Annotated in this window: 8 protein-coding genes, 1 other RNA gene and 1 pseudogene; 5 read left to right on the top strand and 5 right to left on the bottom strand. The window is 34.2% G+C overall.

The features are described 5' to 3' along the window. Position 1 precedes the first annotated feature (1 nt). The 3 genes from HCW_RS05950 to HCW_RS05955 all read left to right on the top strand — a co-directional run bounded on the left by HCW_RS05950 (position 2) and on the right by HCW_RS05955 (position 2,547). Positions 2-1,483, top strand: coding sequence for a disulfide bond formation protein B (locus tag HCW_RS05950; RefSeq protein ID WP_014661325.1), 1,482 nt, complete (start codon positions 2-4; stop codon positions 1,481-1,483). A 45-nt stretch (positions 1,484-1,528) separates the two neighbouring features. Next, positions 1,529-1,848, top strand: an RNA gene (gene rnpB, locus HCW_RS09185) — RNase P RNA component class A. A gap of 114 nt (positions 1,849-1,962) precedes the next feature. Continuing rightward, the gene (locus HCW_RS05955; RefSeq protein WP_014661326.1) at positions 1,963-2,547 is read left to right on the top strand and encodes a tumor necrosis factor alpha-inducing protein; all 585 of its coding nucleotides are present in this window, start codon (positions 1,963-1,965) and stop codon (positions 2,545-2,547) included. A gap of 670 nt (positions 2,548-3,217) precedes the next feature. Here the strand turns inward: HCW_RS05955 and HCW_RS05960 are convergent. From HCW_RS05960 to HCW_RS05975, 4 genes and pseudogenes are all read right to left on the bottom strand, one after another. After that, a pseudogene (locus HCW_RS05960) lies at positions 3,218-3,438 on the bottom strand (type II toxin-antitoxin system YafQ family toxin). Between the two features lie 42 nt (positions 3,439-3,480). Beyond that, the gene (locus tag HCW_RS05965) at positions 3,481-3,828 is read right to left on the bottom strand and encodes a hypothetical protein (RefSeq protein ID WP_014661027.1); all 348 of its coding nucleotides are present in this window, start codon (positions 3,826-3,828) and stop codon (positions 3,481-3,483) included. 400 nt (positions 3,829-4,228) lie between these two features. Continuing rightward, positions 4,229-5,857, bottom strand: a complete 1,629-nt coding sequence (locus tag HCW_RS05970) for an outer membrane protein (RefSeq protein ID WP_014661327.1) — start codon at positions 5,855-5,857, stop codon at positions 4,229-4,231. Positions 5,858-5,874: 17 nt separating this feature from the next. Beyond that, the gene (locus HCW_RS05975) at positions 5,875-7,368 is read right to left on the bottom strand and encodes an outer membrane protein (protein ID WP_014661328.1); all 1,494 of its coding nucleotides are present in this window, start codon (positions 7,366-7,368) and stop codon (positions 5,875-5,877) included. A gap of 484 nt (positions 7,369-7,852) precedes the next feature. On the opposite strand from HCW_RS05975, the gene HCW_RS05980 reads away from it, so the two are divergent. Next, entirely contained in the window at positions 7,853-9,358 is a 1,506-nt protein-coding gene (locus tag HCW_RS05980) for an outer membrane protein (RefSeq protein ID WP_014661329.1), read from the top strand. Positions 9,359-9,375: 17 nt separating this feature from the next. Beyond that, the gene (locus HCW_RS05985; protein WP_014661330.1) at positions 9,376-10,836 is read left to right on the top strand and encodes an outer membrane protein; all 1,461 of its coding nucleotides are present in this window, start codon (positions 9,376-9,378) and stop codon (positions 10,834-10,836) included. Between the two features lie 1,716 nt (positions 10,837-12,552). Here the strand turns inward: HCW_RS05985 and HCW_RS09115 are convergent. Beyond that, positions 12,553-13,233, bottom strand: coding sequence for an NYN domain-containing protein (locus HCW_RS09115; RefSeq protein WP_014661332.1), 681 nt, complete (start codon positions 13,231-13,233; stop codon positions 12,553-12,555). Positions 13,234-13,244 lie beyond the last annotated feature (11 nt).

The following is a 13,244-nucleotide window of genomic DNA, read 5'->3' on the forward strand; positions in this document are numbered from 1 at the left end:
AATGCAAGAAAATCATTCAAATAAATTTTACACCCTTTTTTCTTTAGCCATTTTAGGGATTTTGATTTTTCCTGTGGGTTTAGCGAATTTCTATTTTGGCTATGTTTTAAAAGATTCGCCCTGTATTTTTTGCTGGGCACAACGCATGAACATGATTTTTATAGGGGCTGTAGCGCTTTTAGTGGTGCGTTTTGGGTTTAAGCCTAAATACATCGCCTTGCTACTACTCATTGCTAGCAGTGGGCTATATGAGAGTTTTTATCATACCGGTAGTCATGCTTTAGAAGATGTGGGGCAAGGCTTTGCGTTAGCGATTTTTGGCTTACACACACAATTTTGGGCGTTTTTTGTCTTTTTTAGCGTAGTAGTGCTTTTGAGTCTCATGCTCTTTTTTGCCCCTAGCATTCAAAATTTTAAAGAACGCTCCTTAAATACGCTCAATAAAAGCGCTTTTTGGGTTTTCTTTGTAGTCGTAGGCTCTAATGTAATTCAAGCGTTTTTTTCTACAGGACCTTTTCCTTATATAGGGCAAAGTGACCCGGTGCGTTTTTCTTGGAATTTAAAAGAGGCTGTTTGGTCTATGGAGAATTGGGGCGATTTGAAATTCCCACGAAGTGTTTTAGGCAGAAGAGATGTGGGCAAGCCTACTAAGTTAAGTGCCTTACCTAAAGACAATGATTATCAACATTCGCCTTTAGAAATCACCAAAACTTTAGAGACTGAAAAAAAAGAAGTGCTTTCTTTGAAGCTTAATGGAGCGATTACTGATTTAAATTTTAACGAAGAAAATGCAATCCTTATTACAGAAAACCAAGGTCTCTATCTTGTGAGTAACGATTTGAAAACCATTCATAGCCATATGGTTTTGGATAGTTATTATAGTGCTACGGTGGGTTCGTTTGTGGGAGCGGATTTTAACGAAGATGAAAATATTGTGATTATGGGCAATAATAAAACGAGCGTAGAAATCACGCCTAATAAAAACGCTAACGCCCTTAAAAATTACCCTTATTTTTTAGAGGGGGCTAACTCTTTTGATGAAGTGGAACGCAATCGCTTAAAAACTTCTAGGGCAAAAAATTATTATATTGGCAGTGCGAGGCGTGGGGATAAGGATACTTATTTAGTTACCATACCTAACAAGCGTTATAATGATTTAGTTATTATCTCTATGCTTAATAGCGATAAACAGGTGCATGCGGAGTTTGTCCCTGAACTTGGCGATATAAAACTAAAAGAAAAGAGAAAATTAGGCGAGTTGCATATAAGTGCGTTAGCTTTAAAAGATAATAAGCTTTATGCTATCAGTAAGGAATTTAACACTCTTTTAATCATAGACCCAAAAACAGAAGAAATCATTGAAGTTTATGGCTTACCAAAAGAGATTAAAAACATTACTTCAGCAAGCTTTAGAGATAACACTCTTGTTGTAACAAGCTATGAAGAGAATCAAAACATGCTCTATGAATTATCAAATTTTTAAGGCATTAAACTCTTTTAAAGCCATTTTAATCTAAGATAATAAAGCTAGGTATAGAAGATGGTCGCTATTTTTTAATAGAGGAAAGTCCGGGCTACATTAGACAGGATTCCATTTAACTAATGGCTAGCGTAAGCTAAGGGAAAGTGCCACAGAAAGCAAACCGCCTTTTTAAGGTAAGGGTGAAAGGGTGGGGTAAGAGCCCACCAAAGCTAAAGCAATTTAGCTTGTATGGTAAACCCAATTCGTAGCAAGAAGTGCATGGTAAGTCTAAGATTAGTGCGTGCTTCGCTTGAGAAATATTGCAAAATATCTCCTAGATAAATGACCATCCATTGACAGAACCCGGCTTACTCTATGCCTAGTGTGTGAATACCCACCCACCCCAATCCTAAAAATCCCCATTTCACACTTCTAGCTACTCAAATACTTAAACATTATGTTACACTAGATAAATATTTTCAAATTAAAAGGTGGCAATAATGAGAAACTATCTTAAAAATAAGTCATATGTCAAACAAGCGCTTTTATGTGGGGTTGGATTATTAGTATTGCAAGCTTGCACATGCCCTAACACTTCGCAAAAAAATTCATTTTTAGAAAATGTGCCTTATTGGATGCTACAAAATCGTAGCCAGTATGTTACACAAGGGGTGGATAGCTCGCATATTGTAGATGGCAAAAAAACCGAAGAAATAGAAAAGATTGCCACCAAGCGTGCTACTATTAGAGTGGCTCAAAACATCGTGCATAAGCTCAAGCAGTCCTATATTTCTAAAGATAACAAGATTAAGCAAAAGCTTACCAATGAGCTTTTTGACAAAATGATACAGCCCATATATGATAGCTTAACCAATGTCAATCGCTTAGGAATTTATATTAACCCTAATAATGAAGAGGTTTTTGCGCTTGTTAGAGCCCAATCATTTGATAAGGATATTTTAACCCAAGGGTTACATAAATTACCCTTAGAAGACCAAAGTATTAAAATCCTTATTTCTAAGATTGATAACATTTTCAAAGAGTCTGTCAATTATGGCGATATTAAAATCCCTGTAGGCATGTAAAACACTCTTAAAAAATAAGTTAGAGTAATAACCCCAGTCATTTTGGGTTATTACGATTTTAGGATTTTTAGATTATTGCAAATTTTTCACTTTAGATGATTGCAAATTTATATTTTCTTAGATTACGAATTTAGGATTTTTAGATTGTTACAAAAATTTGGAATTTTTTGAGTTGTTAAAAATTTAGATTTCTTAAATGACAAGTTTAGATTTCTTATAAGCCTATCAAGCGAGTATAACCCCCCCCTACCTTAAAAGATTTTTAACCCCACAAGCACAATTCCAAAAATATTAAACAATCAAACTTGGTTAAAAAACAAAGGATTGATAACGCTCGCTTAAAAAATGCTACAAAAAACTTATTTTTAGTTCATGCTCTCACACTTCTTAGCGTGTCCCATTAAAGTAGATAATTGAGAATGATATTTAAAACTTTTTTAAAATTTTGAAATATTGATTTCTTGGCGTATTCTATTAAAATAGATATTTTAGAGTGATAGTTAAACTTTCTAAATTTTGAAACATTGATTTTTAGTATTTATTTTAAGGGATAGTTATTCTTAGATAAGTTTTTTTCTCAATTCTAGTAAACTCTAGTTTCAGCTAAATATTCAAGCGTTAGCTCATCAGTCTTAATTTTTAGGCTTTTTAAGGCTTGTTTTTAAGCTTTTTAAGATAATTCACTATGGCTACCAAGCCTTACTAAAATAAGCTCATCATCTTTCACTAGATAGACAAGTAAAATGTCAGTTTTTATATGACACTCTCTAAAAGGTTTCCATGCCCCTTTTAATTCGTGGTCTTTAAATTGTGGTTTTTTAGTGGTTCTTTCTTTCTTAAAGTAGTAATAACTTCATTCAAAACGCTATCATCAAAACCATTTTTAATCAACTTTTTTAAATCCTTTTTATAAAAGCTGTGGTGCTTAATTTTTTAGTATTCACTTCCTTTTTTTACTTCATCGCTAAATTGGGAGTAATTTTCAATGATTTCTACATTTTTACCCATTAAAATATCTCTCATAGCTTGCTGTGTTTTAAGGTTTGGGTTTTCATGCCCCTTGCAACAATCGGTAGCCTTTTTTTGATTAAGAGTAAGGTTGATTTCTTGTAAAAGTTTGGTGAGTTCATCTAGTTTGTCATTCAAGCTAGGGTCTTTTGTTCTAATTCTATGGAGACCATTTTTTTTAAAATCCATAAGGTTATTTTGTATCTTTTGGAGTTCTTGCTCTGTCTTATCAATCAAATGAGAAAGTCGCTTAGGTAATCTTGTATTTGGCATGGTTAAACCCTTTCTTTATTCTTTAAAGATAAATTTTATACTAAGGTTTTATGATGGCAAAATTTAAATTACTTTATTGGCAGAAAAACCAACAATAGAGATTTAATAGTAAAAATATAAAAGAGCTTGACTTTAGTCAAGCGATAACTTTATAAGCCTTGCGGGTGTTTGGGGGTTGTTAAGGGGGATAAGGACACAATGAAGAGTGTCCTAAGTCCCCCTTAAATAAGCGCTTTTAGCGCTTATAAAATTGATATAGTCTTAACAAGCAAGGCGTAAGCCTTTTAAAAAACAAGTTTTTGCAATCAAAAGAGATTTAACGATACACAGAGTAATTATAGTCTCCCCCAAAGAAAAAAGAATTTTTTTGGGGTTTTTAGAAAGCAATAGCTAGAGTTAATTAGAACGCATACCCATAAACCCAATATACAGAATAAGGGCGATAGTATTTCACTTCTGTGCCACCACTACTATAATAGGTGTTATAGATAGTAGGGATTTGAACCCCAATTTCAATAGAGTGTTGGTTATGCTTTTTCATATCTTTTTTTAAAATACCAAAATTCATACGCATGCCCACATCAAAGAGGAATTGAAACTTAGTCGCAGTAACCTTTTTAGTATCTACTTGGACACTCTTAGCTAAAGAGGTGATATAACTATCTCCAGCTAATTGAATCCCTGTAAAGAATCCCGCATCAATACTTCTAGAACCAAATGAACGAGAGAACACATTATAGAGTGCGTCTGTTCCTACACCATAAGTGAGTAGATTAACTGTGTTATAGTTGGCACCATTACCTACACCTGCTCCATTATAAGAAAAGAATCCATAGTATCTTAGACCAAAGGCTTTTTTCTTACCAAAGAATTGTTTGTAACCAATCTTAGTGTAAAATCCGCTCATCGCATTAGTTTGCTTGCTATTGCCAGCAGCAAATTGCCCTAGCCATGGGTGGGCTTTGAGGTTATCGTTGGCTTGAACGACAGCATTAAGGGTGTTTTGAGTGTTGGTAATGAGCGCTTTCATTTGCCCTAAAGAGCCGTCATTAAACCTACCTGTTCCTACTGCTTGGGCATTAGTGGGGTTAAACCCTATTTTACCATTAGTAATTGACGCAATTTCTAGGTTTTTTAACGCTTGACTAGAAGTAGAGATAATGCCATCTACAAGACCTGTAAATTCTGCTGTGCTAAGCGTTCCGCTTGCATTAGCAGCGTTGAAGTTGTTTAATTGCAAGGTGGCATTAGTAATATTATCAATTGCTAATACGGCATTAGAATAGGCTTTGTCTAAAACTCCTCCTAGTGTCAAATTACCAGTGCCATAATAACCAAGCTCTTTTAAGGCTTGCAGATTAGGTTCTTGTAAGGCGGCATATTTATCTGGGTATTCCTTTAGCCATTCTGCCATGTAGGCAAAGTAGGATTTAACAATACCAGAGACATTAAGCTCTTGAACTAGACCATTACCCCCACAGCTATTAGGCCCCATAGTAGTCCAACCAAAGCAGTATTGGTTACGAAAGGCTTGGTTGTATTCTTGGTCTGTTTGGCTTCCTATACCTTCTAATGCTTGGGAAATTTTTTTATACGCATTAAATAGATGTGAGCCACTTGGGCTAGTTAAAATGATAGTTGGAGATATTAAATTGCCCCTATCTAAAGCAACCATTAGGGCATTGCCTAAATTCCCTACGACATTTAATCCTTGTTGAGGATAAATGTCATCACCATTACCAACCCCAAATGAATTTTCGTATTTTTGAACATCAACAGAGCTATTGATAGTGAGGGTGCTATTCAACTCCTTAGCCACTTGCATAGCTTGGTATTTATTAGGATTCTTCACACTCTGCACCACTTGACCTAATTCATAACCAAAGGTCATAAAGCCTCCATCTTCTTCAGCACTTAAGGGGCTTAGAGATAAAGAAAGCACTAGGCTTAAAGGGGCTAAAAATTTGATATTGTTTTTAAAATGTTTCACAGAATTTTCCTTGTTAAACTTTGTTGTTGTTATTTTCATCTTTCTTTTCCCCTTTCTTAGAATGAATACCCATAAGACCAATACACGCTATAAGGACGGAAGTATCTCACTGTAGTTCCAGCAGACTTATAATAGGTGTTATAGATAGTAGGCACTTGCACACCAATTTCTACAGTGTGTTGTCTATGGCGCTTAGTCTTTTGACCTAATTTACCAAAGTTCATACGAAAGCCTAAATCAAAGAGGAATTGAAAATGTGTGCTTTGAATATCTTTCTTATTGACATATTGGCTATTTTTCAAAGAAGAGTTAAAGGTCTCTCCTGCTAATTGAATCCCACCAAAGACACCAAAATTCACTGACTTGTTTTGATAAGAGCGTTCAAAGATGTTATAAAGCACATCAGTGCCTACCCCATAAGTGTATAGACCTACAGAATTAGAAGTCTCTCTAAAGCCTACACTAGCTCCATTATAAGAGAAGAATCCATAGTATCTTAGACCAATATTACGCTTTTTACCAAAGAATTGTTTGTATCCCCATTTGGTATAAAAACCATTCATAATATTAGTTTGTCGGCTATTACCCGCTCTAAATTGGGGGAGATAGGGGGTGGATTCTACTTTTCTGATTAAGCCTTGAAGTGTGCTTAAAGTATTGAGTGCGTTAGGGAGCATGGTGGTTTGTAAAGAAGCACTTCTAGCTTGAATAACTGAAGTTACGCCCGCTATTTGACTAGCAGCTGAACTACCTGAAACTAATTTTTGAGCATTATCAGATAAAGTCTCTAGGGTTTTTTCGCTTGCGCTTATAACTTGATTAGCATTTTGAGCAATTTGTTGGTTGGTAAGCTCTTGGGTATTATTGGCAGTATTGTAATCACCTAATGCTAGAATAGCACCCATTAGAGTGTTTGCTGCATTATAGAGGTCTTGATTCTGCGCTTTAAGGAAATCAACATATTGAGTATAGAAGACTGAGCTAGGATTTTTTGGGTCATTATTTGGAGCACCTTGATAGCTACTACTTTGTGTGCTAAGAACATTATTCATAGCTTGTAGGAAATATTCTACACTACTAAGATAGCTGAGTTCTTGGAACACATGCTCATAAGAGGTGTTGTATTGATTATTTCCGGTGCTTGTCTGATTGATTTGATAAGGAATGGTTCCAGGAGTAGTGCCACTACCCAAAATATTATTGATAAATTTAGGGTCAGATGTATTATTGAGACCGCCAACATTAGACAAAATTTGTTTGGCTGGATACGCCCCTAAGAGTGAATACAAATACTGCGTAAAGGTATTACTAAGCACACCAACGATATTTGCCCCTTGATTGGCACTAACATTATTAGTATAGGCAGCATTCATCTCATTGGTCAAGGTATCTGCTTGACTTTTCCCCGGGTTTTTAACATCTTGCATGACTTGCCCTAATTCATAACCAACGGTGAAAAAGCCTCCATCATCTTCTGCATGGCTGATAGTTAAGCAAGTGATTGCCACTAAGCTTAAGCGACCTACAAACGATTTGGTTCGTTTAATCATGTGTTCTCCTTAATAAATCGTCTAATTAAAAACTATAGTGCAATCTACATTATTTTCATTACCTCATTTAACAATGATTTACATTATTTAACTTGCATGTAAATGTAAATGTAAATGTAAATGTAAATGTAAATGTAAATGTAAATGTAAATGTAAATGTAAATGTAAATGTAAATGTAAATGTAAATGTAAATGGACTAACGCCTTGCATTTTACCCTTACTGATATTAAACCAAACTTAAATAAGTGGTATTAAAGATAATATTTTGTATAGGTATTCAAGAAACCATATTTAAGAAATGAGTGAAAAAATTTTAAAGTGATTTTAAACCCACTCTTACACTTTTATTAACTAAAATAATAAGTATTAATATAAACATAATTAAAAATACTCTATAATTGTAATTTGTTTAATCAAACACATACGCTCGTATGTTATGTTTTTGTATTTTTGTTATATAAATCTTATGTTAAAAGAAGTGGCATGCTATTTAAGAGCAAAGCGCTATTTTTAAGTCTTGTTTGCTGTATTGGCTTATATGCAGAAGATAATGGGGGCTTTTTCACACTTGGGTATGAGCTAGGGCAAGTCATGCAAGATGTCAAGAATCCGGGCAAGGCTCAGGCTGATAATCTTGCTAGAGAGCTGAATAATAATGTAACGAATAATGTCTATATGAATCAAGCAAGCTTAAGTGTGGGAGGTAATATCGTGGGAGCTTTGAGCAATGCCTTTACGAAATATTTGTATGCGTTTTTAGGGGCTTATAATGCGAATGAGCTAGGACTTTCTGCTCCTATTGATACCACTTCTCAAACACAACAGAGCTTGCTAGATGAGAGTGCGAAACTTATCATTAATACTATGGTTGGCTCTGGCTATTGCACGAACTTGACTTCAACAAATAGAATTAATTGCATAAATAGTGGCTATACTTGGCAACCAAGCCTATCAGCACGCCTTGAAAGCAATCTCTCTAATGGCTATGAAGGCACTTCGTATCCTAATTTGTCTCATCAGCTCTCTTATTTGACTTCGGCTAATGTCTTTTTTGAAACCATAGATGATTATTTAAAGGGTAAAACGAGCTATACGAAGTATTTAAACTTCATTCAAAATCAACAAAAGATTTTGCAAGAAGTCGCACCACAAATCCAAGAAGATGCGAAAAAGCTAGCGGAGTTTAACTCCCAAGCTAATGGCAATAACTTAAGCGCACAAAGATTTAGCTCTCTAGTTCAAGGTATCATTGATACTTCTAAGAATATTGTAACTGAGCTTGATAAAGGTCATCTTATGACTAACGCTGAGTTAAACACAACTATACAAACAAGCTTGCAAATGGCACAAAGGGCTAATGGGCTTGATAACTACCTAGCTAATGCCAAAAACACTTTGCAAAAAATCATCAATCTAAATTCAGAAGTTAAAAGCACCCCCTATCTCCCAGAGTTTCGTGCTGGCAATAGCAGACAAACTAACATTATGAATGGCTTTTATACCAAATGGGGATACAAACAATTCTTTGGTAAAAAGCGTAATATTGGTCTAAGATACTATGGATTCTTCTCTTATAATGGAGCTAATATTGGCTTTAAATCTACTTATAATACCGTAGGTCTATACACTTATGGGGTAGGCACTGATGTGCTTTATAACATCTTTGAAAGGCTTTATCAAAATAAGATTGTTAATATGGGGGTGTTTGGTGGGATTCAATTAGCTGGCGAGACCTTTAACTCTTCATTAAGGCATGACCCCAATTTAGTCGCTAAGGTGCATAACACGCATTTTCAATTCCTCTTTGACTTAGGCTTTCGTATGAACTTTGGAAAAATGGGGTTAAAGACTAAGCGCCATAGACAACACACTGTAGAAATTGGTGTGCAAGTGCCTACTATCTATAACACCTATTATAAGTCTGCTGGAACTACAGTGAGATACTTCCGTCCTTATAGCGTGTATTGGTCTTATGGGTATTCATTCTAAGAAAGGGGAAAAGAAAGATGAAAATAACAACAACAAAGTTTAACAAGGAAAATTCTGTGAAACATTTTAAAAACAATATCAAATTTTTAGCCCCTTTAAGCCTAGTGCTTTCTTTATCTCTAAGCCCCTTAAGTGCTGAAGAAGATGGAGGCTTTATGACCTTTGGTTATGAATTAGGTCAAGTAGTGCAGAGTGTGAAGAATCCTAATAAATACAAGGAAATAGAACTTGCCAATGAGATTAATGCCACAAAAACTATCAATATCAATAATGAGCATATGGGTGCTAATATCGTGGGGAATTTGGGCAATTTGCTTATGGTGCAATTACAAAATCTTGGCAATCTCTATCCGCAACCAAAAAGTGATATAAAACAAGACTTTGCAAACACTAATGGCTACCAACTCTATGAAGCGATGTATCAAAACGCCCAACAAGCTATCAAAAAGCTTGCTGATATTACTCAATTTGGGAATACCACCCAATCATTGCTCTTTCAACAACGCTATAGTCTCAATAATCTATACTCTTACTTTGACTATATGAATATAAATGTTATCATTAATAATATGCCTAGTGGAGATTTAAAGCTTGCTGATAGCAATCAAGCTTTTTATGCGACATACCAATCTAATCTTACCAAAATAGCTACTCGTAATTTTATTGACGCCTTGATTGCTATGCAAACCTTTAACGCTAGTAATGCGGGCAACGACTTGAGTGCTAAGGCTTTTACTAATCTTGTTCAAGATATGATTGAGCAATCCAAAACAACTCTTAATGACCTCAATAAAGCCAATATTGGCATAGTAACAGGCTATCAAAAAGGATGGGGCAAACAACCTATAAGCACTGAAAAATACTTTGATAATACTCAAGCCACTTTGACTAAGCTTATTCAAGCGAATAATCAGCTTAAAGCCAACCCTTGGTTAGCGCAATTTGTTGCTGGTAACAGCAAGCAGACTAACTCAATGAGCGGATTTTACACTAAAATCGGTTACAAGCAATTCTTTGGTAAGAAAAAAGCCTTTGGCTTGAGATATTATGGCTTTTTCTCTTATAATGGAGCAGGTGTTGGTAATGGCTCTACGCACAATCAAGTGAATTTACTCACTTATGGCGTGGGAACAGACGCACTCTATAATGTGTTCTCTCGTTCTTTTGGTTCTAGGAGTATTGATGCAGGATTCTTTACGGGGATTCAGCTTGCTGGAGATAGCTATATCACAAGCCTAGCTAACAACCCTCAATTAATCAAGCAACCCACCACGACAAAATTCCAATTTCTCTTTGATGTGGGCATGCGCATGAATTTTGGTATCTTAAAAAAACATCAAAAAAAGCATGAACAACACTCTATTGAAATTGGGGTTCAAATCCCTACTATTTATAACACTTATTATAAGGCCGGTAGCACAGAAGTGAAATACTATCGCCCCTACTCGGTGTATTGGGTCTATGGGTATGCGTTCTAATTAAGCCCACTCCCCTGTGTTTGGGTCTGTGCATTTTAACCACTCGGTAATTTTTGGGGGGCTATATTGGTGGTGTTCTAATAATCCTAATTATTCTTTGGGAGCTACAATTACTTTGCGTATTGTATTATAAATATAGCCTTTTAACAATCCCCAAATTTTTTTTGGGGTTATAGTATTAACAATCCCAACAATTCTTAAATGTATATTTTAACAAGTCCAACAATTCTATTTTTTGGTATTTTAATTACTCTTGTGTGTTTTGGTTCTACGCATTTTAACCGCCCAATAGCTTAGATACACATTTACAATCCCAAAATTCTTTTTTTGGGACATAGCATTCCAACAATCCCAACAGTCCTAATCATTCTTGAGAGGATATTTCTTGGGTTTATAGACATGACATTCTAATAACACCAACAATTCTTTGCTGTAGTGGTGGTTCTAATTACTTCTATAATTCTTTTTTTGTATTATATGTTTTTGGTCTATGTTTTCTTAAAAATTAAAACCTTTTCTTGACCTCCTATACACCTTAAACCATTTAAGGCGCATGGGCTTATTACAAAATCCCTAAAAGCAATCTTGATTGATTCTAGTTTTTGATTGCAAAAACTCATTTTCTTAAAAAGACATTTTTAATGCTTGCGCCTTATGCGCTGTTTTTAAAGGTTTATTGAACTAAAAACTCTCGCCTTACTATTTGTTTGTTAAAAATGTGTTTAGCGCTTTTTAAACTAGGCGCTATTAGAGATTTTAAAGATAATAAAAGCACTAGATGTGTTTTTGAGATTTTAAAAACTTAAGAAATGCCCCCACTCAAGCACTTATAAAGCTATCGCTTAACACTTTTAATATTAAGCTCTTTTGTATTTTTATCATTAGCACCCAACAAGAATAGGGCTTTCCTTTATTCTTTGAGTGTATAAGGGTTATAATCTTTTCCTTAGGCATGAGCAAATAATACTTCATAGCTTTTTTAATGGCATAGGATTTTATTCTCAAATCTTAACAAGCCATTTTCTCACTTCTCTATAATCCTTATTGTATATTATGTATGTGAGATTTATGGGCTTTTATTTTTGAGATTTAGCGAGCAAGTTTTAATAACTTCATCAGTTGGATTTATATGGGTGCATGGCATTTGCGATTATTATTTTCCCTAATTTTTTAAAACCCTAGGGCTAACCCTAGTTTAAAAACACATTGCTTATTGTTCCAAATATCTTATACTTGTTTGTAGTCTCTTATCAAAGATATTATTTGGTATTATTTTATATTTTTGTAAATTTTATTTTTAAAAATAATGTTTTAAAATCTAAATTTTATTATTATTTTTAATAAGATACTTCTTTTAGCAGAGAGTCAACAAGCTAAATCCCTTTGTTTGGCACTAAGGGGGTTAATAACATTTTTATAAAAAGGGGCATGATTTTTAATCCTTATAAAAAAACCAAAGAAGTTTAACTCAGTTTTTATTGCCTTAAGGAGTTTTAAAAAACCCTTAAGTTTTTTAATGCAAAAGTTCAATTTTAAGCTAAAAGGCTGAAGTGTTATCATTAGTTTTTATCATCTTAAAATCCATATATACAATAATCTTTGATAGCATTTAGAGTATAAAAATATTGATGATATATTTTTAAACATTGATTTTAAAGGTTCACTTATGCTCTAATGATAAAAAACCCTAAAATAAAAAGCTTGCTTAATACAAGCTTAATTACCGCCAAATTTAATGCGTAATTGGCTAAGCTTATCATCATAGCTAGTTATGAAAAATCGTTTATTGCTTTGCGTATAGCTAAGTTCATTATGCAAACTTGTCTCAGCGATTAACACATTAGAAGTTTTTTCTGTCCTATCAAAAGTGATAAGCTCTACTTGCTTGTTTAAGGCTTTCACTTCTTTAATTGCCTCTAAAAAATCGCAATCTCCGGCAATAAGAATCGCCACATCATACAAATCCTTATAAGCATTCAATACCAAATCAAGCGCTATTTTCACATCAACACCTTTTTGAATATAAGTCCAAGGCTTATTTCTAATGCTTGATGAAGATTGTTGCTCATTCCAAGTGGATTTTGTTTTTAAGGGAACTTTCTGTAATTGTGAAAGGCGCAAATCTATACAAGAGATTTCTTCTTGAAGTTTTTTAAAATATCGTTGCTGACTATGATAGGTTAATGGATTTTCTCTCTCATCTAACTCACATGAATAATAAAAAACCTTTTTCAACAAGCGATTTGCTAGGATATATTCTATGAGATTTCCCCATAAAATATTGTTTATGAGTATTCTATGCTCTCTAGGTTTATTTCTTAGAGTTCTCAAACTTTGGATAACATATTCAGCATCTATAAATACAAAAACTCTTTTTTCTAGCTCACCCTTTTGCATTATTTCATAAA

This window comes from Helicobacter cetorum MIT 00-7128 (assembly GCF_000259255.1).
GTDB classification, from domain to species: Bacteria; Campylobacterota; Campylobacteria; order Campylobacterales; family Helicobacteraceae; genus Helicobacter; species Helicobacter cetorum_B.

Coding starts and splice junctions, on each gene's coding strand:
- HCW_RS05950 (WP_014661325.1), top strand. CDS start 2: ATGCAAGAAAATCATTCAAATAAATTTTACACCCTTTTTTCTTTAGCC.
- HCW_RS05955 (WP_014661326.1), top strand. CDS start 1,963: ATGAGAAACTATCTTAAAAATAAGTCATATGTCAAACAAGCGCTTTTA.
- HCW_RS05965 (WP_014661027.1), bottom strand. CDS start 3,828: ATGCCAAATACAAGATTACCTAAGCGACTTTCTCATTTGATTGATAAG.
- HCW_RS05970 (WP_014661327.1), bottom strand. CDS start 5,857: ATGAAAATAACAACAACAAAGTTTAACAAGGAAAATTCTGTGAAACAT.
- HCW_RS05975 (WP_014661328.1), bottom strand. CDS start 7,368: ATGATTAAACGAACCAAATCGTTTGTAGGTCGCTTAAGCTTAGTGGCA.
- HCW_RS05980 (WP_014661329.1), top strand. CDS start 7,853: ATGCTATTTAAGAGCAAAGCGCTATTTTTAAGTCTTGTTTGCTGTATT.
- HCW_RS05985 (WP_014661330.1), top strand. CDS start 9,376: ATGAAAATAACAACAACAAAGTTTAACAAGGAAAATTCTGTGAAACAT.
- HCW_RS09115 (WP_014661332.1), bottom strand. CDS start 13,233: ATGCAAAAGGGTGAGCTAGAAAAAAGAGTTTTTGTATTTATAGATGCT.